At 69.2% G+C, this 22,472-nt stretch carries 17 protein-coding genes; 4 read left to right on the top strand and 13 right to left on the bottom strand.

Translation table 11 applies throughout. From position 1 onward, the window contains the following. Nucleotides 1-91 precede the first annotated feature (91 nt). The 11 genes from WS87_RS19460 to WS87_RS19410 all read right to left on the bottom strand — a co-directional run bounded on the left by WS87_RS19460 (nucleotide 92) and on the right by WS87_RS19410 (nucleotide 16,344). Nucleotides 92-1,519: a heavy metal sensor histidine kinase gene (locus WS87_RS19460; protein ID WP_059818672.1), complete on the bottom strand. Its 1,428-nt coding sequence runs from the start codon at nucleotides 1,517-1,519 to the stop codon at nucleotides 92-94. Further along, nucleotides 1,516-2,199 (bottom strand): heavy metal response regulator transcription factor IrlR, encoded by a 684-nt coding sequence (irlR, locus tag WS87_RS19455; protein WP_059450488.1) that lies wholly within the window; start codon nucleotides 2,197-2,199, stop codon nucleotides 1,516-1,518. Before irlR ends, WS87_RS19460 begins: the two co-directional genes overlap by 4 nt. Next, entirely contained in the window at nucleotides 2,199-5,411 is a 3,213-nt protein-coding gene (locus tag WS87_RS19450; protein WP_059818671.1) for an efflux RND transporter permease subunit, read from the bottom strand. The genes irlR and WS87_RS19450 overlap by 1 nt, the downstream gene beginning before the upstream one ends. Nucleotides 5,412-5,467: 56 nt before the next feature. Then, the gene (locus WS87_RS19445) at nucleotides 5,468-6,937 is read right to left on the bottom strand and encodes an efflux RND transporter periplasmic adaptor subunit (protein ID WP_059818670.1); all 1,470 of its coding nucleotides are present in this window, start codon (nucleotides 6,935-6,937) and stop codon (nucleotides 5,468-5,470) included. Between the two features lie 26 nt (nucleotides 6,938-6,963). Further along, nucleotides 6,964-8,268, bottom strand: coding sequence for a TolC family protein (locus tag WS87_RS19440; protein WP_059818669.1), 1,305 nt, complete (start codon nucleotides 8,266-8,268; stop codon nucleotides 6,964-6,966). Between the two features lie 228 nt (nucleotides 8,269-8,496). After that, on the bottom strand, nucleotides 8,497-9,705 hold the full coding sequence (locus tag WS87_RS19435; RefSeq protein ID WP_059818668.1) for a phosphotransferase enzyme family protein: 1,209 nt from the start codon (nucleotides 9,703-9,705) through the stop codon (nucleotides 8,497-8,499). Between the two features lie 36 nt (nucleotides 9,706-9,741). Then, nucleotides 9,742-10,353: a nicotinamide riboside transporter PnuC gene (pnuC, locus tag WS87_RS19430; protein WP_059531890.1), complete on the bottom strand. Its 612-nt coding sequence runs from the start codon at nucleotides 10,351-10,353 to the stop codon at nucleotides 9,742-9,744. A 59-nt stretch (nucleotides 10,354-10,412) separates the two neighbouring features. Then, entirely contained in the window at nucleotides 10,413-12,659 is a 2,247-nt protein-coding gene (locus tag WS87_RS19425; protein ID WP_059818667.1) for a TonB-dependent siderophore receptor, read from the bottom strand. Nucleotides 12,660-13,267: 608 nt separating this feature from the next. Further along, nucleotides 13,268-13,471, bottom strand: a complete 204-nt coding sequence (locus WS87_RS19420; protein WP_059531896.1) for a DUF2970 domain-containing protein — start codon at nucleotides 13,469-13,471, stop codon at nucleotides 13,268-13,270. Between the two features lie 124 nt (nucleotides 13,472-13,595). Further along, on the bottom strand, nucleotides 13,596-15,668 hold the full coding sequence (locus tag WS87_RS19415; protein ID WP_059819605.1) for a pyridoxamine 5'-phosphate oxidase family protein: 2,073 nt from the start codon (nucleotides 15,666-15,668) through the stop codon (nucleotides 13,596-13,598). Between the two features lie 31 nt (nucleotides 15,669-15,699). Further along, a complete protein-coding gene (locus WS87_RS19410) occupies nucleotides 15,700-16,344 on the bottom strand; it encodes a glutathione S-transferase family protein (protein ID WP_059818665.1) in 645 nt (214 codons plus the stop codon). Nucleotides 16,345-16,470: 126 nt separating this feature from the next. On the opposite strand from WS87_RS19410, the gene WS87_RS19405 reads away from it, so the two are divergent. Then, complete coding sequence (locus WS87_RS19405; protein WP_059818664.1) at nucleotides 16,471-17,415, top strand: LysR family transcriptional regulator; 945 nt, start codon at nucleotides 16,471-16,473, stop codon at nucleotides 17,413-17,415. A 63-nt stretch (nucleotides 17,416-17,478) separates the two neighbouring features. Here the strand turns inward: WS87_RS19405 and WS87_RS19400 are convergent, their stop codons facing one another. Then, nucleotides 17,479-18,135, bottom strand: coding sequence for a TetR/AcrR family transcriptional regulator (locus tag WS87_RS19400; RefSeq protein WP_059689453.1), 657 nt, complete (start codon nucleotides 18,133-18,135; stop codon nucleotides 17,479-17,481). Between the two features lie 88 nt (nucleotides 18,136-18,223). On the opposite strand from WS87_RS19400, the gene WS87_RS19395 reads away from it, so the two are divergent. From WS87_RS19395 to WS87_RS19385, 3 genes are read left to right on the top strand one after another with little or no spacing between them, the layout of a single operon-like run. Beyond that, nucleotides 18,224-19,114: an SDR family NAD(P)-dependent oxidoreductase gene (locus WS87_RS19395; RefSeq protein ID WP_059818663.1), complete on the top strand. Its 891-nt coding sequence runs from the start codon at nucleotides 18,224-18,226 to the stop codon at nucleotides 19,112-19,114. Continuing rightward, nucleotides 19,111-20,673 (top strand): flavin-containing monooxygenase, encoded by a 1,563-nt coding sequence (locus tag WS87_RS19390; protein ID WP_059818662.1) that lies wholly within the window; start codon nucleotides 19,111-19,113, stop codon nucleotides 20,671-20,673. The genes WS87_RS19395 and WS87_RS19390 overlap by 4 nt, the downstream gene beginning before the upstream one ends. 7 nt (nucleotides 20,674-20,680) lie before the next feature. Next, entirely contained in the window at nucleotides 20,681-21,667 is a 987-nt protein-coding gene (locus WS87_RS19385; RefSeq protein WP_059818661.1) for an alpha/beta fold hydrolase, read from the top strand. Between the two features lie 40 nt (nucleotides 21,668-21,707). Here WS87_RS19385 and WS87_RS19380 read toward each other — a convergent pair whose 3' ends face one another. Continuing rightward, nucleotides 21,708-22,106, bottom strand: a complete 399-nt coding sequence (locus tag WS87_RS19380) for a carboxymuconolactone decarboxylase family protein (RefSeq protein ID WP_059818660.1) — start codon at nucleotides 22,104-22,106, stop codon at nucleotides 21,708-21,710. Between the last annotated feature and the right edge of the window lie 366 nt (nucleotides 22,107-22,472).

The raw sequence follows: 22,472 nt of genomic DNA, 5'->3' as shown, positions 1-22,472 counted from the left end.
CGGTCAGGCGCGGGCGCTGCCGCGCGATCGCGGGCAGCGTGCCGCGCGCCGCCGTATCGCGGCGAACGCGCGGCCGTGCCGGCGTGCGATTTCAAGCATGGGCCGCCGGCATCGCCTTCGGCGCACCCGGCGGCCGCTGCGGAAAGCGCAGCCAGAATGTCGTGCGCCGGCCGGGAACGCTGTCGACGCCGCATTCGCCGCCATGGTTGTCCATGATCGATCGGACGATCGCGAGGCCGAGGCCCGTCCCCGACGCCGAATTGTGCCGCGACGGATCGACGCGATAGAAGCGCTCGAAAATCCGCGCGACGTGCTGCGCATCGATGCCCGGCCCCGTATCCGATACGGCGATCGTCGTCGCGCCAGCCTGTTCCGAACAATCGATCGTCACGACACTGCCGCGCGGCGCATACGCCAGCGCATTGGACAGCAAGTTGCTCAACGCGCGCTGATACAGCGTGAGATCCGCGTCGACCCATGCGTAGCCGTCGACCTTCACCGACACACCCGCGTCCTCCGCGAGCGGCTCGTAGTAGCCGGCGACTCGCGAAGCCTCCTCGGCCGCATCGAGCCGCCGCACGTCGATCGACGTGCCGGCCTGCTCCGAGCGCGCGAGGAACAGCATGTCCTCGATCATCCTCGACAGCCGCTGATACTCGTCGATGCTCGACTCGATCACGCTGCGATATTCGTCCGCGCCGCGCGGCTGCGATAGCACGACCTGCGCGGCCGCCTGCAGGTTCGTGAGCGGCGTGCGCATGTCGTGCGCGAGATTCGACGAGAACTGGCTCAACCGCGTAAACGATTCGTTCAAGCGCGCGAGCATCCCGTTGAACGCATGCTCCAGTTCCTTCAGTTCACCTGACGTTTCGAGTTCCGGCAGCGGATGGGCCAGGCGGCTCGTCGACATCTGCTCGGCCCGCGCCGCGAAGCGCCGCAGCGGGCTCAGCCCGAGCGCCGCGATGCCGTATGCGATCGCGGTCGCCAGCACGACGCCGAACACCTCGATCACGACGATCGTATAGGCATGCGTGCGCAGCAGCAGCACGTCGGCGCTGCGATCGTACTGCACCGCGACGCGCACGACGGGCGCGCCCGCGCCGGCGAGCGGCACGGTCATCACCAGATACTGGTGCCGTACGCCGGGCGGCGCGACGAATACCGGAATACGGCCCGCGTCCGTCGACAGCAGCGGCGCGTAGGTCCGGAATCCCGGCGTGCCGACGATGCGCGTGCCGGCCGCATCGTAGATCGCCAGGTCCATGTTCGGATGCCCATGCAACTGGTCGATCCAGATATCGGGGTTGCGCGCGACGTCGGCCGTCGAAGGCGCTTCCGCCAGGTGCGTGCCCAGCGCGGTCGAAATGCCGGCCATCTGCTCGGCCGCCGTCGTCTCGATGCGATTGCTCAACGCCTTGTACAGCGCGACGCCGCTCGAGGCGAGGATCACCGACGTCGACAGGATGATCAGCGCGGTCAGGCGTCCGCGCAGCGTGCGCGGCAGCAGGCGCGCGATCATGTGGCCGCGCCGTCGCGCACTTCGAGCACGTAGCCCATCCCGCGCACGGTGTGGATCAGCTTCGGTTCGTAGGCGTCGTCGATCTTCGAGCGCAGTCGCCGGATCGCGGAATCCACGACGTTCGTATCGCTGTTGAAGTTCATGTCCCACACCTGCGACGCGATCGTCGCGCGCGGCAGGATCTCGCCTTCGCGACGCATCAGCAGCCACAGCAGCGCGAATTCCTTCGCGGTCAGCAGGATCGTGTCGCGCTGCCGCGTGGCCTTGCGGCGCGTCAGGTCGAGTTCGAGATCGGCCACGCGCAGCGTGTTCGAATCGCGCGGCTGGCCGCGCCGCAAAATCGACTTGATGCGCGCGGTGAGTTCGACGAAGTCGAACGGCTTGGCCAGGTAATCGTCGGCGCCGAGTTCGAGCCCCTTCACGCGGTCACCGACGTCGTCGCGCGCGGTGAGGAACAGCACGGGCGTCGACTTGCTGCGACGCAGGTTCTGCAGCAGCGTCCAGCCGTCCTGCCCCGGCAGCATCACGTCGAGCACGAGCAGATCGTACTCTTCGGTCTCGGCCTGGTGCTGGCCCGTGATGCCGTCCTCCACCCAGTCGACGACATAGCCGGCTTCGGTCAGGCCCTTGCGCAGATAGGCGCCGGTTTTCGGTTCATCCTCGACAATCAGAATTCGCATCACGCATTACCCTTGAAGAAACCCAGCCGGCGCAGCACGCCCGCGCCGAACCCGCCGCGCAATACCGCTCGCCACGACACAGCGTGGCTCACGCGGTACAGCACCGGCAGCACCAGCAGCGTCAGCGCCGTGGACGACAGGATACCGCCGATCACGACCGTCGCGAGCGGGCGCTGTACCTCGGCGCCGGTGCCGGTCGCGAATGCCATCGGCAGGAAGCCCAGCGACGCGACGAGCGCGGTCATCAGCACGGGCCGCAGCCGCGTGAGCGCGCCTTCGCGCACGGCCGCGTCGAGCGGCATCCCGTCGTCGCGCAGGTTGCGGATGAACGAGATCATCACGAGCCCGTTGAGCACCGCGACGCCGGACAGCGCGATGAAGCCGACCGCCGCGGTGATCGACAGCGGAATCCCGCGCAACCACAGCGACACCACGCCGCCGCTCAGCGCGAACGGAATGCCGGTGAAGACCAGCAGCCCGTCCTTCACGTTGTTGAACATCACGAACAGCAGCACGAACACCATGAACAGCGCGAGCGGCACGACGAGCTTCAGCCGCTCGCTCGCACTCTGCAACTGCTCGAACTGGCCGCCCCACGACACCCAGTAGCCGGCCGGCATGCGCACGTCCTGTTGCAATTGCTCGCGCGCATCGGCGACGAACGAGCCGACGTCGCGGCCGCGCACGTTCGCGCTGACGACGACACGCCGCTTGCCGTCCTCGCGGCTGATCTGGTTCGGGCCGGGCGCGACCTCGATCGTCGCGAGTTCCGCGAGCGGCACATACGGCGCCTGCGCGAGCGGCGCGCTGGCACCCGCGGCCGGCGCGGGCAGCGCGATCGGCAGACGCTTGATCGCCTCGATGTCGGAGCGCAGTTCGTCCGGCAGCCGCACGACGATGTCGAAGCGGCGATCGCCCTGGAACAGCGTCCCCGCCTTCTGCCCGCCGACGGCCGCGGCCACCGTATCCTGCAGGTCGGCGACCGTCACGCCGTAGCGCGCGAGCTTGTCGCGGTCGAGGTTGACGGTCAGCACGGGCAGGCCGGTGGTCTGCTCGACCTTCACTTCGGATGCGCCCGGCACCTTCTGCAACGCGGCCGCGATCTGCTCGCCGGTCTGGTTCAGCACGGTCATGTCGTCGCCGAAGATCTTCACCGCGACGTCGCTGCGCACGCCCGAGATCAGCTCGTTGAAGCGCAGCTGGATCGGCTGCGAGAACTCGTACGCGTTGCCCGGCAGTTCCGCGAGCGCCGCCTCGATCTCGCGCACGAGCTGATCGCGCGGCTTGTTCGGATCGGGCCACTTGTCGGTCGACTTCAGCATGATGTAGCCGTCCGACAGGTTCGGCGGCATCGGATCGGCCGCGATCTCGGCCGTGCCGGTGCGCGCGAACACGCGCTCGATTTCCGGGAAGCGCGCCTTCAGCGTCTTCTCGATCGCCTTCTGCATCTCGACCGATTGCGACAGGCTCGTGCCGGGAATGCGCAGCGCGGCGACCGCGAGATCGCCCTCGTTCAGGCTCGGGATGAACTCGCTGCCGAGCCGCGTCGCGAGCCCGAGCGTGACCAGCACGATCGCGCCAGCGCCGAGCATCACGCGCGCGGGGCGCGTCATGAACGCGGCGAGCACGGGTTCGTATGCACGCCGCGCCCAGCCCATCAGCCGGTTTTCCTTTTCCTCGACGCGCTCGCCGATGAACAGCGCGACCGCTGCCGGAATGAACGTGACGGTCAGCACCATCGCCGCCGCGAGCGCCATCACCACGGTGACGGCCATCGGATGGAACATCTTCCCTTCGACGCCGGTGAGCGCGAAGATCGGCAGGTACACGACCATGATGATCAGTTGCCCGAAGATCAGCGCGCGGCGCGCCTCCTGCGATGCGCCGAATACTTCCGCGAAGCGTTCGTCGCGCGTCAGCGGCCGGCCGGCGACGGCCTGTGCATGCGCAAGCCGTCGCACGCAGTTCTCGACGATCACGACCGCGCCGTCGACGATGATCCCGAAGTCGAGCGCGCCGAGGCTCATCAGGTTCGCGCTGACCTTCGCGTTGACCATCCCGGTGAACGTCATCAGCATCGACAGCGGGATCACGAGCGCGGTGATCAGCGCCGCGCGGATGTTGCCGAGAAACAGGAACAGCACCGCGATCACGAGGATCGCGCCTTCGAGCAGGTTTTTCTTCACCGTCGCGACAGCCTTCTCGACGAGCACGGTGCGGTCGTAGACGGGAATCGCCTTCACGCCGACCGGCAGCGTGCGGTTCACGTCCGCCATCTTCGCGGCGACGGCTTTCGCGACCGAGCGGCTGTTCTCGCCCATCAGCATGAACACCGTGCCGAGCACGACCTCCTCGCCGTTCGACGTCGCTGCGCCGGTGCGCAACTCGCGGCCGATGTCGACCTGGCCGACCTCCTTCATCCGCACCGGCACGCCGCCGACGTTGGTCAGCACGATGTTCGCGATGTCGTCGACGGTGCGCGCCTGGCCCGGCACGCGCACCAGGTACTGCTCGCCGCGCTTCTCGATGTAGCCCGCGCCGACGTTGTCGTTGTTGCGTTCGAGCGCGCGCACGACGTCGGCGAGCGTCAGCCCGTACGACATCAGCTTCGCCGGGTTCGGCGCGACGCGGTATTCCTTCACGTAGCCGCCGATCGAATTCACCTCGGTCACGCCGCGCACGTTTCGCAGTTGCGGCCGGACGACCCAGTCCTGCAGCTCGCGCAGGTCGGCCGCCGTGTAGAGCGTGCCGTCGGGCTTGCGCGCAGCCGCGTCGGCCTCGACGGTCCACAGGTAGATCTCGCCGAGGCCGGTCGACGTCGGCCCCATCGCGGGCGCGATGCCGGCGGGCAGCTTGTCCTTCGCTTCCTGGATGCGCTCGTTGACGAGCTGCCGCGCAAAGTAGATGTCGGTGCCGTCCTTGAAGATCACGGTGACCTGCGACAGACCGTAGCGCGAAATCGAACGCGTCTGCTCCAGGCCTGGCAGGCCGGCCATCACGGTCTCGACCGGATACGTGATGCGCTGCTCGGCCTCCAGCGGCGAGTAACCGGGCGCGGCCGTGTTGATCTGGACCTGCACGTTCGTGATGTCGGGCACTGCGTCGATCGGCAGCTTCTGGTAGCTGAACACGCCCAGCGCGGCCACGGCCGCGATCGCCAGCATCACGAGCCAGCGGTGCGCGATCGCAAAGCGGATCAGGCGCTCAAACATGGCGGGATTCCTCGAAGCGGGGAATGTCCACTGCGTGGGCCTTCGATACGTGACGTTCATTCATGTTCCGCGCTCCCCTTGCCGAGCTCGGCCTTCAGCACGAAGCTGTTCGCGGCCACATATTCCTGGCCCGGCTTGAGCCCCTTCAGCACTTCGGTCGCACGGTCGTCGCGCCGCCCCGTCTCGACGGCCTGTGCGACGAAGCCCTTCGGCGAGCGCACGAATACCGACGGCACGCCGTCGACGTCCTGCAGCGCGTCGCTCGTGACGGCGAGCGGCACGGCCTGCTTGCCCGCGTCGACTGACACGTTCACGAACATCCCCGGCCGCCACACGCCGTCCGGATTCGGCAGCACGACGCGCGCGGGCGCGGTGCGCGTCTGTTCGCCGAGCAGCGAGCCGACGTAAGCGATCGGGCCGCTCGAGCGCGATTCGAACGCGGTCGCGCTGACCGTCGCGTCGCGGCCGACGCGCACGTCGTTCAGCCGCTGCGCGGGCACGGCCATCTCGGCCCACACCGTCGACAGGTCGGAGATCACGAACATGCTCGCGTCTGCGGCGATCGCTTCGCCGGGCGTCGCATGCTTCTCGACGATCGTGCCCGCGAACGGCGCGCGCAACTCGTAGCGGTTCAGCGCGCCCGCGCCGACCGGCGCGTTCAGCGCGGCCAGTTTCTGCCGCGCGTTCTGCACGGCGATCTCGGCCTCGCGCAACTGAACCTGCGCCTGCTGGTAGTCCTGTTCCGCCGAGATGCGCTCCTGCCACAGCGTGCGTTCGCGTTCATAGGTCGCGCGCGCGCCCGACAACCGGCGTTCGGCGGTCAGCAGTTCGCTGCGACGGTCCGCGAGATCAGTGCTCGCGATCACGGCCAGCACCTGCCCCTTCGCGATGTTCTGTCCAAGCGCCACCGACACCTGTTCGACGATGCCGGCCACGCGCGGCACGACGTGCGCGGTGCGATCCTCGTTGAATTTGATCTCGCCCGGGAGCTGGAATGGCGTGGCGATCTGCGCTGGGCCGGCCTTCGCGAGCACGATCTTCGACGTCTGCAGTTGTGCGTCGGTCAGCGCGATCGCGCCGTCCGCACGGGCAAACGGGAACGACGCGGCCTCGTTGCCCGCCTTGACGTCGATCGTCGCGTCGAACACGTGCGGCTTCGCGATCGATTGCGCCGACACGAACTTCTGGCCCGCCGCGTCGAAGCGCATCGGTTCGTGCGAGCGGTCGTACCGCACCAGCGTGCCGGACACGGCAACGCCCTTGGTCGCAGGCTTGCCGTCGACGAACGGATAGACGACGAGCCGCGCGTCGCCGGGCTTTTCCGTCATCACGATCTCGACGGACAACGTGCCGCGCGTGAGCACGACGCCGCCGTGCGAGCCGGTGCCGATGCCGTCGGCCGCCTGCGCGGCTTCGGTTCCCGCGGGCACGGACGCGCCGCCTCGCGTGACGGCGAGCGCGCCGAGCACGATCCCGACGCCGCCGAGCACGGCCGCCGCAATGATGAAGATTCTGCTGCGTGACATGATGATCCTTCAGGTAAGAAGCGCGGCTATTGCGCGACGGCCGCGAGCGGCGTGCCGACGAGCCGGCCGATGTCGGCGCGGGCCGCATGCGCGTCGGCGAGTGCGCGCACGTATTGCGATTGCCCCTGGAACAGCGTGCGCTGCGCGTCGAGCACGTCGAGGAAGCTGAACTTGCCGAGCTCGTAGCCGCGCGACATCGCATCGAGCGCGAGCCGCGCGCCGGGCAGGATGTCGCTCTTCAGCCGCCGCGCTTCCTGCGCGGCCGCGTCGAAATTCGCGTACGCCTGCGTGAGTTCGAGCCGCAGCCGCGTGCGCTCGCGGTCGAGATCGGCATTCGCGCGCTCGGCCTTGTGCGTCGCTTCGAGCAGCGCGCCCCGGTTCGTGTCGAACAGCGGAATCGGAATCGACACGCCGACCACCGCCTGGTTGTCGGGCACGCCACCCGTCGTCACCCGCTTCATGCCCGCGCTGACCGTCACGTCGGGAATGCGCCGCGCGCGTTCGAGCGACACGGCCGCGTTCGAGCGCAGCATCTGCGCACGCGCGACGCGGGCGAGCGGCGCGTCGTCGAGCTGCGCGATCAGCGCGGACAACGCCTCGACCGCGGGCACCGTTTCCAGATCGCCGAGCGCGACGCGGCGGTCGCCGCGCGCTTCACCCATCACCGCATTCAGCTTCTCGCGCGCGACGTCGACACGGCCGCGCGCGGTCGCCACCTCGATCTGGACGCCGGCCGCCGCCACCTGCGCCTTGGTCGCCTCGACCGGCGACACCTTGCCGGCCTGCGCGCGGCGGCCCGCGAGGTCAGCCGAGCGCGCGGCGATCGCTGCCGACTCTTCGGTGACATGAAGTTGCCGCTGCGCGGCAAGCAATCCGTAGAACGCCGCGATCACATCGGCGCGCACGGCGGCACCCTGCTCGTCGAGCGACGCATTCGCGGCCTCGCGGCCGTACGACGCGACATCGAGCCGCGCGCGGCGCTTGCCCCCGAGTTCGATGGTCTGGTTGATCAGCGCGGTCGACGTGCGCTCCGCGCGGCTGAAGCCTTCCTGCAGGAACGACACCTCCGGATTGGGACGCGCGCCGGCCTGCATCAGCGCGCCGGCCGATGCGTCGACGTCCGCGCGCGCGCCGCGCAACGCCGGGTTGTTGCGGGCCGCTGCCGCGAGCGCGTCGGACAGCGTCAGCGATGGGGAAGAAGCGGCGTCGGACGGCGGTGCAACAGCGGATGCCGTCGAGGCCAAGGCCGGGGCCGCGACCTGCAGCGATTGCGCATGGGCCGTCGCGGCCGTCGCGAAGACGACGGCCACGGCGAGGGTGAGCTTGAGCATGTTCGGTTCTGCGATAACGGTTCGCACCGATGCTACGGATCGGGTGCAGTGCGAACATGAGCCGAAGATGACATTTCCGTCATGTTGGATGCGACGGCGTGCGGGCGTGCGGCGTCCTGCGGGAGCAGGGTCCGCTTCGTGGATCGGATGATTTCAGTGAATGTGCGGTGCGATCGCCGCACGGAAGGAAAATGGCTTTACCGGCTCGACGACGTCCGGCGTGCAGCTTTACACGCTGCCCCGCTTCGCGCGCCGGCGTTGCACCAGCCAGTCGAGCAGTTGTCGTCCGTCGCGTTCGCCGAACCAGCGTGCGTGCCCGAGCAGGTAGCCGTCGTACGCGACGTCGACGATCGCCGGGGCCTCGATGATGCACCCGAAATACGCGACTTCCGACAGCGCGAACTCCGTATGCACGATCGGCAGCATCGCGACCAGCGCCGCATACGCATCGTCGCTCAGCGGTTCGAGCGATTCGTAGCCGTCGAGCAGCGCATCGATGTGCGCGTATTCGACGCGGCGCGCATCGGCTGGCGCCATCCAGTCGATCGTATTGCGCTCGATCGCCAGCGCGACGTCCATCACCGCGCACGTGCGATCGGACAGGCCGAAGTCGAGCACGGTGCGCACCTGTGCGCCGGGGCCGGCGTCGGTCCACAGCAGGTTCGACGCATGCCAGTCGCCGTGCGTCCACAGCGGCGGCAGCGCGGGAAGCAGCGGCACGAGGCGCGCATGATACGGGCCGATCGTATCCGCTACATCGCCACGCCAGTCGCGCGTGCCGAGCGCACGCACCAGCAGCGGCTGCGCATCGACCCAGCGTTCGAGCGCACCCGCCAGATCGGCGGACGACAGCACGCGGAAACTCGACAGCAGCGTGCGCACGGGCCGCGCCGGCGCATCGTATCCGGCCGACGCGCGATGCAGTTCGGCCAGCGCGCGGCCGGCCGCGTAGGCATGCGAAGGATCCGTGAACGGCTGCCACGACATCACGCCGCGATACGCATCGACACCCGGCGCGACCACGTGCACTTCATAGGTCCAGTCGCCGGATGCGAACGCGGTCGCGCCGTCGCGACCGGCGAGCACATCGGCGACCGGAACATCGCGTGCACGCAGATGCGCGATGAAGCGATGCTCTTCCTCGAGTCCGGCGACATCACGCAAGCTCACGTGATGACGCTTGACGAACAGCGTGCGCTCGTCTGTCGTGTGCACCAGCACGGCCGCCGAGAACGGCCGCGGGCTGTGCCACGTGAGCCGCGCCGGCGCGCCGACGCCGTCGATCCGCGCCAGCACGCCCGCGACTTCGTCGTGCGTCATCAGCGGCCAGTCGCGTTCGGCGTGCTCGCCGTCGACGCCGAATTGCGGCGGTGCGACGTCCCGCGCGTCGGCGGCGTCACGCGACGCAGGCGCGTTCGGCTCGAGAGGGAATGTCATGAACGACGCTGCTCCGTAGTTGAATCGGCCCGTGAATCAGCCCGCCGGGCTGGCCGTCGCGCGCAGCGCGTCGGCCGTCCGGCTCCAGTCGCGCCAGCCGATGACGGCGAGCGCGATGAACAGCGCATAGAGTCCGGCCGTCAGATACAGTTCCTTGAACACGAACATCCCGACGTACACGACGTTCACGACGATCCACAACCCCCACGACGCGATGTAGCGCCGCGCGGTCCAGTATTGCGCGACGAGGCTGAATGCGGTCAGCGACGCGTCGACGAACGGCAGCGCCGCGTCGGTCCAGCGCGCCATCATCCCGCCGAGCAGCGCGCTGCCGACGACGGCCGCGATCAGGTCGGGCAGCATCTGCCGCGGCCGCACGCCGGTGACGGGCGCGACATCGCCGGCCGGCGCCGCGCCGCCGCTCGCCTCCAGCGTACGCTGCGCGATCCAGCGGCGCCAGCCGTACACCTGCAGCACCGCGAACGCGCCCTGCAGCAGCATGTCGGAATACAGCTTCGCGTCGAAGAAGATCCAGCCGTACAGCGCGACCGACGCGAGCCCGACCGGCCAGCACAGCATGCGCCGCTTCGCGGTCAGCCAGATCGCGAGCGCGCTGACGATCACGCCGGCGATTTCGAGTGGGGACATCGTCTGTGCTCTCCTGGTTGGCTGCCGGGGCCGCGCATCACGCAGCCGGATCCGGACGATCAGAAATCATAGGTCAACGATACGCGGGCGGTGCGCGGCGCGCCCGGGAACAGGTACGCGTCGCCCTGCTGCTCGCCCGCGTCGCGCCAGTAGAACTTGTTGAACAGGTTGTCCACCGACACGCGCAGCACCGTGCGATGGCCCGCGATCTTCGTCGTATAGCGCGCGCCGAGATTGAACACGAACCACGACGGCACGCGCGCGGTGCCTTCCTCGTTCGCATTGCGCGCGGCGCTGTACTCGACGCCGCCGAGCACGTTCAGACCGGCAACGCCCGGCACCGCGTAGTCCGCATACAGCGATGCGCGCAGTGCCGGCACGTTGATGATCTGATGCCCTTCGTAGGCCGGCGAACCCGAATCGTACGCGCGCGCGCGAATCGCCGCGACGCTGGCCGTCAGTCCGAGCCGCTCGGTCACGCGCCCGGCCGCACCGAGTTCGATCCCCTGGTGGCGCTGCGTGCCGCGCTGCACGAACGTATAGCTCGTGCCCGACGCATCGGGGTCGGCGAACTGGAACGGCTTGCTGATCGAGAACACGGCGGCCGTGAGGCTCAGCCGGTCGAGCCAGTCGTATTTCGCGCCGAGTTCGAACTGGTGCGATTCGACCGGCGGCAGGAACGCATACGCGTTGGTCGCGCGCACCGGCGCCTGGTCGCCGAGCGACAGCGCCTTGCTATACGACGCGTACAGCGACAGCACGTTCACCGGCTTGTAGACGAGCGCGACCTGCGGCAGGAACACCGAGCGGTCGGTGTGCGTCGCGTCGCCGTCGAGGCTGTTCCAGCTGCGCTGGCGCAACAGCACTTCCTTGCCGCCCGCGAGCACCTGCCAGTGCTCGCCGATGCTGATGCGGTCGAGCCCGAACACGCCGTACTGCCACGAGTCGAGCTGCGGATACGACGGCCCGGCCGTGTTCGGCGACGGCGCGAACGCGATGTCGGGCCCGTAGATGTTCTCGCTGCCCACGTAGTCGTACACGGCGTTCGCCATGTGCACGACGCGGCGCTGCACGCTCACGCCGAGCGTCAGCTCGTGGCGCAGCGGGCCCGTCGCGAACCTGCCCGTCGTCACCGCGCGCAGGTCGTCGTTGCGGCGGTATTCGCCGGGGCTGCGGAAATCGTACACGTCGTAGTCGCCGTTCGCGCCGAAGAAGAACGGCGACGTCGTGCCGGCCGCGCAGCTCGGCGCATACGAGCAGCCGTACGCGAACGCGCTGTTGTCGTCGATCATCGTGCGGCTGCGGCCCGCGGCGATGTAGGCCTTCCAGTCGTCGTTGAACTGGTAGTCGAAGCGCGCGTTCAGGTTCAGCGCGTCGGTCGTCACCGGCTTCGCCCACGGCTGCGTGCCGAGCGCCTTCGACGTCGTGTTGACGGACGGCACGACGGTGCCGCCGAGCAGTTGGTAGCCGGGCGCGGAGCGCTGGATCCACTGCTGGAATTCCGCGTTCAGCTGCAGGCTCGCGCGCGGGCTGATGTCCCAGTCGGCGGCGATCGAGCCGAACGTGCGTCGCCCGTTGGTGCCGTCGATGTACGAGTGCATGTTCTCCTTCGCGGCATTGATCCGGAAGCCGAACTGATTGTCGGGGCCGAAGCGGCGGCCGAGATCGACGGCCGCCGACGTCGAGCCGCGGCTGTCGACGCCGGTCGTCACGCTCGCTACGTTCGCCGAGCGCTTCGTCACGAAGTTGATCACGCCGCCCGGCGCAACCACGCCGCTGTCGATGCCGGCCAGTCCCTTCAGGATCTCGACACGCTCCTTGTTCTCGAGCGGCACGTTCTGCTCACCGGACACCGTCAGCCCGTCGATCCGGATTGCGCTCGCGAGATCGACCGGAAAGCCGCGGATCGCGAAGCCTTCGAAGTAGCCGACCGGCGCATAGTCGTTGACGACCGACGCATCGTTGCGCACCACGTCGCTCAGCCGCTTCGCCTGCTGGTCGTCGATCAGCGCCCGCGTGACGACGTTGACGGAGGCCGGCGTGTCGCGCAGCGGCGCGTCGTCGAGCCCCGCGACCGACGCCTCGCGCACGCGAAACGAGCCGCCGCGCTCGCCGCTGACCGTGATCGTCGGCAGTGTCGCGGCCCCGGCCGCATCGGCGTCGGATGCCGGCGCGTCGCCCTGTGCCGCGGCGGCCTGCGCCGCGGCGGCCTGCGCCGCGAAAAGCGTGATGCCGAGACCGACGCCAAGCCCGACCTTCGCGCGCCGCCGCCGTGCGGGCGCCGCTGTTGTTCTATTCACCGTCATTGTTCTGGATGGAAAACTCGCCACTCGACCCTGTCGAAACACTCGAAACGCGTTATGCAGCCGCGAAGCGCGACCTCGCGCAAGAACCCGCGGCGGCCCCGCGGACGCCGGGCGCGAACGTCGACACGACATTCATCAGACGAATCGGACGATCGGGCAGCATGCGTGCCGATCGATCGGGAAAGCGCTGGATGGGACATCGGATGACGGTGACGCGCCGGGTACCGACGCAGCCGCCGACCGGTTCGTCGGGAGCGTGTCGGGCGGCCGGCTGCATCGCGCGCGGCTTGTCATGCGGGGGGACGCTTCGAACGCCCCGTTACGGGCGCGACGTACTTGCGCGCGCCGTTCGCTGGAACGGCGGCATGCCCGTCGCGCACGACATCGCGGCGCGGCGCGCATTTTACCCCGGGCGGGGCTGACTGCCCTGGAATCGGGCAAATCGGGGGCGAGGAAGGCGAGAACGGAAACCGCGCGATCCATGCGACACGGCGACGGCGCCGAGGTGCGCGTGACTGGCGTCGTGCGCGGGCACCTCGATGGCCGGCACGGTCACGCGGCCGGATACCGGAGCGGGAACGTTCGCCCGCTCGCGATTCGGCGGTCGGTCAGAACCCCTGCATCGTCGCGGTCGGATCGACGACCAGGTGCACCACGCCGTAGATGACCGCACCAACCAGCACCGCGAGCACGATCGCCACGAACGGCAGCAACGTGTAGTTGACGTTCGCGAGATCGGCGGCGTGCGCCTTGCTGTTGCGTACGCCGAAGAAACTCCACAGGACCAGCTTGATCATGCCGAGCAGTTTCATGGTTGTGCTCCTTTCATCGAATCGGTTGACGCTATCGTCGACCCGACCGGCATCCGAAAAAAGCAGCAGTTGCGCGCGCTTTTCGCGCAGCAGGCCATCTGCGGCGGCATGTCGCATGGTGCGTTCAGCGCTCGAGCACGAGCGGTGCCACGGCCCCTTCGGCAGGCTGCGCGACGCACAGCAGCACGCAGCCGGGTTCGACCGGCGCATCGTGCGACCGCACGTAATCGACCGCACCGGACAGCATGCGCGTCGCGCACGTCCCGCACGATCCCGACCGGCACTCGGACGGCACCGCCACGCCCTGGCCTTCGGCGAATTCGAGCAATGTGCCGTCAGCGGGTGTCCAGGCAGCTTCGCGGCCCGTGCGCCGGAATACGACAGGCACGCTAGCCACTGGCGGCGCTGCTGCCGCTCGCGTCGCACTGCGCACGACGCTCGACGGCCCGAACGCCTCGAAGCGGATACGCTCGTCCGGCACGTTCAGCGCGCGCAACCCGTCGTACAAATCGCGCATGAACGCGGACGGCCCGCAGAGGTAGAAATCGTAGTCGTCGAACGGCAGGATGCGCTTCAGTTGCGCGATGTCGATGCGGCCCGGTCGCGCCGCGCCGTCGCGCTGCGGCCGGCTGTCGAACCAGTGCAGCGACACGCGTGCGCCCGCGTCGGCGATGCGCGTCAGTTCCGCCGCAAACGGCCGGTCGGCCGTATCGCGCGCGCCGTGCACGAACACGATGCGACGCGACGCCTTGTCGTCGGCCAGCGCGCGACGCAGCATCGCGATCATCGGCGTGATCCCGATGCCGGCCGACACCAGCACGGCCGGGCGCGGGCTCGCAACGTCGAACGTGAAGCGGCCGCGCGGCATCTGCGCGTCGAGCGTCATGCCTGCCTGAGCATGATCGTGCAGCCACGCCGACACGCGTCCTTCGCGCTTCACGGTGATCCGGTAACGCGGCGCGCCCGGTGCATCGGACAGCGTGTAGCTGCGGATCGTCGGCGCGTCGCTGCCCGGCAGCGCGACGCGCAGCGTCAGGTGCTGCCCGGCTTCGTACGTCGGCAACGCGTCGCCATCGGCCGCTTCGAAATGAAACGAGCGGATCGCGCGCGCTTCGTCGACGATCTTCGCGATGCGCAGTGGGCGCCATGCGGGAGCCGATGCGGTTGCCGATGAAGGCGCGGAGGTGAGCGCGGACGGCACCGGCCCGTCCGCCGCAACCGCGCCCGCCGCCATCGCCGCGAACTGCGGCGCACGTTCGACCGCCGACCACCTGAACGGCAGCACCGCACGCATGCGCCGCACTTCCCGCACATGAAACCGCACGACCCGCTGCGCGCCATCGAACGACGCGACGAGCGGCCCGTCCCACACGATCTCCGCCCGCGCGGCGACATACAGCAGATCGCCGCTGTCGAAATCGACGAACAGCAGCCCCGCGCGCGGATCGTGCTGCAGGTTGCCGAGCGTGTTGAAGAAGCGGTTGCCGCTGAAATCCGGCGTCGTCAGCGTGTGCGCGTCGTCGACGCGCACGAAGCCCGGCATGCCGCCGCGGTGCGACACGTCCGCGCCGCGCGCGGCGCCCGCGTCGGCCGACGTGTTCGCACTCGCGACGAAGAGCGTATCGGCCTGCGCGAGCAGCGCGCGATCCGCGTCGCTCAGCCGGTCCGACACGTCGGACGCGATGGACGCCCCGGCTTCACGCGCCACGAAGGTGGGTTTGCGGCCCTGGATGTACTTCGCACAGTTGCCGAAGCTCTGCTCGACCGCGATCGTCAGCGCGCCGCTGTCGGCCGAACGCACGACGCCGTTCACGCGATTGCGCCGGCGCGTATCGAATTCGATCCCGAGCCCGCCGAGCGGCGCCCCCGGCCGCCACGCGTCGGCCAGCGGATCGCCTGGCAGCGCATCGCCGTCGATGCGCAGCGTGCGCGCGTCCGGCGCCGTCACGAAGCCGGGCGTCCCGACCCGCAGCGTGGCCCACGGCTGGCCGTACGCATCGACGCCGCCGAGCACGAAGAACGGCAACTGCGCGAAGAACGTCCGGTGCTGGTCCGGCATGAAGCGGCGAATGCCGCGCCGGCCGGCCGTGCCCGCGGCCTCCGTCACGCCCGCGCGCTGCTGCACGGCAAGCTCGCCCGCGTGAAACGGCGCAACGTCGAGTTCCCAGCCCGGTACGGCGGCGGTCGGCGTGGTCATCGCGTTCTCCCGGTCAAGGCGCGGCTTCGCGTCAGGCGGCAAGCAGGCCGGCACGGGTCGTGGGCATCGCGACGAAGCCCGGCAGCGCCTCGACGCGCGCGAGCCACGCGCGCACGTGCGGATACGGTTCGAGCGACACGCCGCCTTCCGGCGCGTGCGCGATGTACGTGTAGGCCGCGATGTCGGCGATCGTCGGCTGCGCACCCGCGGCGAACGGCTTGCCGGCGAGTTCCCGGTCGATCACGGCCAGCACCTTCGCGGCCGTGCGCTTGGCCGCGTCGTGATCGAGCGGCGCGCTGAACACGGTGACGAGCCGCGCGGCCGCCGGCCCCGATGCGATCGGCCCGGCCGCGTACGACAGCCAGCGCTGCACCGTCGCCGCGCCGGCGGCATCGTCGGGCAGCCAGTGCGCGTCGCCGTAGCGCTTCGCGAGATAGACGAGGATCGCGTTCGAATCGGCGAGCACGGTGCCATCGTCGTCGATCACCGGCACCTGGCCGAGCGGATTGAGCGCGAGGAATGCGGGTTCGCGCTGCGCGCCGGCCGCGAGATCGACGTCGACGGTGTCGAACGGCAGCCCCAGCAGCGACAGGAACAGCCGCACGCGATGCGCATGCCCCGACAGCGGGAACGAATAGACACGAACCGGACGGGCGGGCTTGCTGGCGGCTGGCATGGAGAGGCTCCTGGATCTCGCGCCGCCGGGAATCGGCGACGAACGGCCCCAGCGTAGCGCTCGCCGTTCGCGTCCAGAAGACGGATAATCGCTGAAACATTATCCGCTTCCATAGGACAATCGACGATGGCCGATCTTCGCGACGTGAACCTGAACCGGCTGGCGATCTTCGTCGCGGTGGTCGATGCCGGCTCGCTGACGGCTGCGGCCGAGCGGCTTGGCCTCGCGAAGACGGTCGTCAGTACGCACATGCAGCGGCTCGAATCCGAGGTCGGCGCGAACCTGCTGGTGCGCACCACGCGGCGGCTGAGCGTGACCGACGCGGGGCGCGCGTTCTACGACGCGTGCCGCGACATCGTGCGCGCGACCGAAAGCGCGCTCGACGCGGTGTCGTCCGACGCGGGGCCGCTGCGCGGCACGCTGCGCGTGAGCGTGCCGATCGACTACGGCGCGCTCGTCGTCGCGCCGGCCATCGTCGCACTGCGCGACGCGCATCCGGGGCTCGACGTCGAACTGATCGCGAACGATCGCGTCGTCGATCTCGTCGCGGACAATCTGGACGTCGCGATCCGCATCGGCCGCCTCGCAGATTCGAACTATCGCGCGGTGCAACTCGGCGAGTACGAGAAATGGCTGGTCGCGAGCCCGGCGTTCGTCGCGCGGCACGGGCTGCCGCGCGCCCCGGATGCGCTCGCCGCGCTGCCGTTCGTGATGCTGTCGACGCTGTCGCGTCCGCATACGCTCGAACTTCTCGACGCGAGCGGCGGCCATGCGTCGGTGCGCTGCGTCGCGCCCGTCGTGTCGAACACGGCGACGGCCTGCCGTGCGATCGCGCTCGCGGGCGGAGGCTTCGGGCTCCTGACGGATTTCTCGATCGCGGAGGACGTCGCTGCCGGCCGGCTCGTCCGGCTGCTACCCGCATGGCGCTCGGCGCGGGCCGGGATTCACGCGGTGTATCCGTCGACGCGGCTGCCTTCGCCGAAGGTGCGTGCGTTCATCGATGCGATGAAGGCGAGGATCGGAGAAGCGCGATCAGCGACGCCGGCACGATCGAAACGCTCGAGGATGTGAAGCGTCGGATGGCTCCGCGACGCAACCGGATGCGAATCGCACAAGTCCGATCGTCGCCGCATCCTAGCCCGCTTCGCGCAACGTCCCCAGCAGCACTTTCCTGCAACTCGCGACCATCTGCGCCTCCGGGTCGCGATACCCAGTGAGCAGCCACGCCGCGCCGACGTTCGTCATCGCGCCGACCAGCGCGAGCCCGACGAGCCGCTGCTCAGTGCGCTCGGCAGGCGTCACGGCCTCGCGCGCCGTGCCGATCGCCATGATCAGCTTGCCGAAGTCGATCAGTATCCGCTGGTACGTCATGTCGGTATCCGCGCTCACGCCCATCACCTCGAGCAGCAGCACGCGGGCCGCGCACGGATCGCGCAGGAATCCGAAGAACGCGGCGAGCCCCGCGTCGATGCGCTCGCGCAGATCGCCGCCGCGCTCCGCCACCGCCCGCGCGACCGCGTCGTGCAACTGCTGCGCGTGATGCAGGTAGGTGCAGCGCAGCAGATCCTCGGTACTGTCGAACGCCGCATAGAAATAGCGGTCGTTGAGCTTCGCTTCCTGGCAGATCGACCGCACGGTCGCCTTGCGGAAGCCGACCGTGCCGAACACGCGCGTCGCCGCGCGGATCAGCGCATCGCGCCGCTCGGCGGCACGCACCTCGGGCGCCACGCCGCCGTACGCCCGGCCCCGTTTTTCCGTTTCGAGTGCTTTCTCCATTTCGCTATTTGACATCAGGACACCCGAAAACTAAAGTGGTGACGAATAACACCACAATAGGCGCGCCGCCGACGCAGCGCAAGCGGAACGGGAGGAACGACGAATGAAGGGGTTTTCCGGCAAGGTCGCCGCGATCACGGGCGCCGGCTCGGGCATGGGCCGCAGCCTCGCGGTCGAGCTCGCGCGGCGCGGCTGCGAGGTTGCGCTCGCCGACGTCAACGACGTCGGGCTCGCCGGCACGGCGGCCGCGTGCGCGAAGCACGGCGTGCGCACGAGCACGCGGCGGCTCGACGTCGCCGACCGCGATGCGGTGTTCGCGTGGGCCGATTACGTGCGCGCCGAACACGGCAAGGTCAATCTGGTCTTCAACAACGCGGGCGTGTCGCTGGCCGCGAGCGCCGAGACCGCGCGCATCGCCGATCTCGAATGGATCGTCGGCATCAACTTCTGGGGTGTCGTGCACGGCACGCAGGCGTTCCTGCCGCATCTGCGCGCGTCGGGCGACGGGCAAGTGATCAACACGTCGAGCCTGTTCGGGCTCGTCGCGATGCCGACGCAGAGCGCCTACAACGCGACCAAATTCGCCGTGCGCGGCTTCACCGAGGCGCTGCGGATGGAGCTCGAACTCGACGGCGCGCCCTGCGTGCATCCGGGCGGCGTCGCGACCAACATCGTCGACGCGAGCCGCGTCGACACCAGCATCCACGCGCTCACGGGCCAGGACGAAGCGACCCACCGCCGTCAGGCGAACCGCCTGATCAACGCGACGACAGCCGACGATGCCGCGCGGCAGATCCTCGCCGGCGTCGAGCGCAACGCGCGCCGCGTGCTGGTCGGCGCCGATGCCCGCCGCCTCGACAAGCTCGCGCGCCTGTTCGGCGCCGGCTACCAGCGGCTGGTGCTGCGCCACGTGCGCCGCGCCCGCGCGCGCAATCTCGAGCGCATCCATGCGCCGGCCGCGCTCCCGACCACCCTGACCAAGGATCCCTTATGACCTCGACGACGACCGACCGACGCGACGTGCCGTCCGCCCGCGGCGACAGCCGCGACCTCGACGTGCTGATCGTCGGCGCCGGCCTGTCCGGCATCGGCGCCGCCTATCACCTGAAGCAGCGCTGCCCGTATGCGAGCGTGGCGATCGTCGAGGCGCGCGACGCGATCGGCGGCACCTGGGACCTGTTCCGCTATCCCGGCGTCCGTTCGGATTCCGATATGTTCACGCTCGGCTACAGCTTCCGCCCGTGGCACAGCGACAAGGCGATCTCGGACGGCCAGACGATCCTGGACTATATCCGCGACACCGCGCGCGCGTACGGCATCGACCAGACGATCCGCTACGGCCAGAAAGTGGTCGCGGCAGACTGGGATTCGAACCGCGCGCGCTGGACGGTGCACATCGAGCGCACGCGGGACGGCGCGGTCGACACGCTGGTCTACACGTGCCGCTTCCTCTACATGTGCAGCGGCTATTACGACTACGACGGCGGCTACCTGCCCGACTGGGCCGGTATGGAATCGTTCGAAGGCCGAATCGTTCATCCGCAGCAATGGCCGAAGGACCTGTCTTACGCGAACCGGCGCGTCGTCGTGATCGGCAGCGGCGCGACGGCCGTCACGCTGGTGCCGTCGATGGCGGCCGATGCGAAACACGTGACGATGCTGCAGCGCTCGCCGACCTACATCGTGTCGCTGCCCGCACGCGACAAGATCGCGAACGCGTTGCGCCGCGTGCTGCCGTCGAGCCTCGCGCACCGGATCGTGCGAATGAAGAACGTACTGCTGACGATGTACCTTTACAACGTGTCGCGCCGCAAGCCCGAGCAGACGAAACGGTTCATCATCCGCGCGGCCGGCAAGCAGCTCGGCCCCGACTTCGACGTCGCAAAGCATCTGACGCCGCGCTACATGCCGTGGGACCAGCGCGTGTGTCTCGTGCCGAACGGCGATCTGTTCAAGTCGATCCGCGCGGGCCGCGCCTCGATCGTCACCGACGAGATCGAGCGCTTCACGCCGACCGGCCTGAAGCTGAAGAGCGGCCAGCAACTCGACGCGGACGTGATCGTCACCGCGACGGGACTGAAAGTGAAGATGCTCGGCGGCGCGCGCGTCACGGTCGACGGCCGCGCGGTCGATCTGCCCCAGACCGTGTCTTACAAGGGAATGATGTACAGCGACGTGCCGAACCTCGCATCGTCGTTCGGTTACACGAACGCGTCGTGGACGCTGAAGGCCGAGCTGATCGCGCGCTACGTGTGCCGGCTGCTCAACCACATGCGCGCGAACGGCTACGACACCTGCGTGCCGCGGCTCGGCGCGGGTGATCTCGGCGACGTGCCGGCGGTGAACCTGAGCTCGGGCTACATCCAGCGCGCGGCCGGCATCCTGCCGAAGCAGGGGCATCGCAAGCCCTGGAAATTCCATCAGAACTACGTGCTCGATCTCGCGTCGCTGAAGTTCAGCGGGCTCGCCGATTCGGCAATGCAGTTCGAACGCCGCGCGAAAGCCGGCCCGGCCGCCGCGCCGGTCGCCGACCCCATACTCGAAACCCGTTGAGGCCGACATGAGCCATACGCTCCACCTGATCCAGAACGTGCTGCTCGGCGTCGTCGCGGTACTCGCCGCGCTTGCGCTGTTTTCCGGCTACGTCGCGCGCCGCGTGACGCGCGCGTTTCCGCCCGAAGGCCGCTTCGTCGACATCGGCGGCGACCACATCCATTACGTCGAATACGGCAGCGGCCCGCCGCTCGTGTTCGTGCACGGGCTCGCCGGGCAGTGGCGCAACTTCGCGTACCTGCCGCTCACGCGGCTCGCGCAGCATCATCGCGTGATCCTCGTCGACCGGCCCGGCGCCGGCCGCTCGCTGCGCGGCGCCAACTCGCAGGCGAACGTGTTCGCGCAGGCCCGCACGATCGCCGCGTTCATCGACGCGCTGAAGCTCGATCGGCCCGTGCTCGTCGGCCACTCGCTCGGCGGCGCGATCGCGCTCGCGGTTGGCCTCAACCATCCGGAGCGCGTCAGCCGGCTTGCGCTGATCGCGCCGCTGTCGCACGAGCAAACCGAACCGCCGGCGCCGTTCAAGCCGCTGATGCTGCCGTCGCCGCTGGTGCGCCGCTTCGTGTCGTGGACCTTCGCGATCCCGCTGACGATCCTGACCGGCCGCAAGGCCGTGAGCCAGGTGTTCGCGCCGGAAGCCGTGCCGCGCGACTTCCCGGTGAAGGGCGGCGGGCTGCTCGGGATGCGGCCGCACGTGTTCTACGCAACGGCGACGGACCTGCTGTCGGCGCCCGTCGACCTCCCCGCGATGGAGCGCCGCTACGCGGACCTCGCGTTGCCGGTCGACGTGCTGTACGGTCGCGCCGATCCGATCCTGAACTGGCGTACGCACGGCGAGGCGCTCGCGCAGAAGTCGGCGCGCGTGCGGCTGAAAGTCGTCGAAGGCGGGCACATGCTGCCCGTCACGATTCCGGACGCAACGGCGGACTGGCTGCTCGAAGTCGCCGCCGCGCCGGTCGAGACGCCAACGCAGAGCGCGCACGTCGCGCATTGATCGGCCGCGGGCCTGCCGGCCGCAACGCGCCGCGTGCCGGTCAGCCTTCGTCATCGGGCAGCGACAGCCCGAGCTCCGTGATGACCTCGCGCGCGCTGCGGAACGCCTCGACCGCCGCCGGCGCGCCCGCGTACAACGCGCTGTGCAGCAGCACCTCGCGGATCTCGACGAGGCTCGCGCCGTTGTTGAGGGCGCCACGCACGTGGCCCTTCAGTTCCGTGCTGCGGCCGAGCGCGGCCAGCATCGCGCAGGTACAGAGGCTGCGCGTCTTCAGGTCGATCCCGCCGCGCTGCCACGTGCTGCCCCACGCGTGCTCGTTCAGCCAGTTCTGCATCGGACGCGAAAAACCGTCGAGATCGCGCATCGCACGCTCGACGAACGCCTCGCCCATCACCTCGGTGCGGCGCGCCTTGCCCTGTTCCCTGTCCTGTTCGCTCATGTCGTGTCCTGTCTGAAGTCGTGGCCGCTTCGGCGTTGCCCGCGGCCGGGTGGGTCCGCTTCATGTTCGCGGCGCGCGGGCGTTTCGTCAAAGACCGTGTCCTCGGGTCGTGGCCGGCCACGTCACGCGCGGAACGTCGGGTCGAACGCTACGTAACATCCGGCCCGGCGTTACGGTTCCTTACGGGAACATCACGGCGAGTGCGCCGGCACGTCCGGCGCCTCCGTCTCGCGAAAGCGCCATTCCTCCGTTTAAATCGCGTCGATATTCCCGATTCCCGCAACAAAGCGCTGACGCGTTTCGCGAAAGGTGTCATGGCGCGGAATTTGCAGTAATGGCCCGGACACAACTTCCAATGTCGAGGCC

The organism is Burkholderia sp. MSMB0856, assembly GCF_001524645.2.
Classification (GTDB): Bacteria; Pseudomonadota; Gammaproteobacteria; order Burkholderiales; family Burkholderiaceae; genus Burkholderia; species Burkholderia diffusa.
Note: the sequence above shows the minus strand (reverse complement) of the source record. Positions and strands in the feature narration are given on the sequence as shown.

Excerpts from the sequence above, each read along its gene's own strand:
- WS87_RS19420 (WP_059531896.1), bottom strand. The coding sequence starts at position 13,471 with ATGAAACTGCTCGGCATGATCAAGCTGGTCCTGTGGAGTTTCTTCGGC.
- WS87_RS19380 (WP_059818660.1), bottom strand. The coding sequence starts at position 22,106 with ATGAGCGAACAGGACAGGGAACAGGGCAAGGCGCGCCGCACCGAGGTG.
- irlR (WP_059450488.1), bottom strand. The coding sequence starts at position 2,199 with ATGCGAATTCTGATTGTCGAGGATGAACCGAAAACCGGCGCCTATCTG.
- WS87_RS19450 (WP_059818671.1), bottom strand. The coding sequence starts at position 5,411 with ATGTTTGAGCGCCTGATCCGCTTTGCGATCGCGCACCGCTGGCTCGTG.
- WS87_RS19460 (WP_059818672.1), bottom strand. The coding sequence starts at position 1,519 with ATGATCGCGCGCCTGCTGCCGCGCACGCTGCGCGGACGCCTGACCGCG.
- WS87_RS19400 (WP_059689453.1), bottom strand. The coding sequence starts at position 18,135 with ATGTCAAATAGCGAAATGGAGAAAGCACTCGAAACGGAAAAACGGGGC.
- WS87_RS19415 (WP_059819605.1), bottom strand. The coding sequence starts at position 15,668 with ATGACCACGCCGACCGCCGCCGTACCGGGCTGGGAACTCGACGTTGCG.
- WS87_RS19395 (WP_059818663.1), top strand. The coding sequence starts at position 18,224 with ATGAAGGGGTTTTCCGGCAAGGTCGCCGCGATCACGGGCGCCGGCTCG.
- pnuC (WP_059531890.1), bottom strand. The coding sequence starts at position 10,353 with ATGTCCCCACTCGAAATCGCCGGCGTGATCGTCAGCGCGCTCGCGATC.
- WS87_RS19445 (WP_059818670.1), bottom strand. The coding sequence starts at position 6,937 with ATGTCACGCAGCAGAATCTTCATCATTGCGGCGGCCGTGCTCGGCGGC.
- WS87_RS19425 (WP_059818667.1), bottom strand. The coding sequence starts at position 12,659 with ATGACGGTGAATAGAACAACAGCGGCGCCCGCACGGCGGCGGCGCGCG.
- WS87_RS19390 (WP_059818662.1), top strand. The coding sequence starts at position 19,111 with ATGACCTCGACGACGACCGACCGACGCGACGTGCCGTCCGCCCGCGGC.
- WS87_RS19435 (WP_059818668.1), bottom strand. The coding sequence starts at position 9,705 with ATGACATTCCCTCTCGAGCCGAACGCGCCTGCGTCGCGTGACGCCGCC.
- WS87_RS19405 (WP_059818664.1), top strand. The coding sequence starts at position 16,471 with ATGGCCGATCTTCGCGACGTGAACCTGAACCGGCTGGCGATCTTCGTC.
- WS87_RS19410 (WP_059818665.1), bottom strand. The coding sequence starts at position 16,344 with ATGCCAGCCGCCAGCAAGCCCGCCCGTCCGGTTCGTGTCTATTCGTTC.
- WS87_RS19385 (WP_059818661.1), top strand. The coding sequence starts at position 20,681 with ATGAGCCATACGCTCCACCTGATCCAGAACGTGCTGCTCGGCGTCGTC.
- WS87_RS19440 (WP_059818669.1), bottom strand. The coding sequence starts at position 8,268 with ATGCTCAAGCTCACCCTCGCCGTGGCCGTCGTCTTCGCGACGGCCGCG.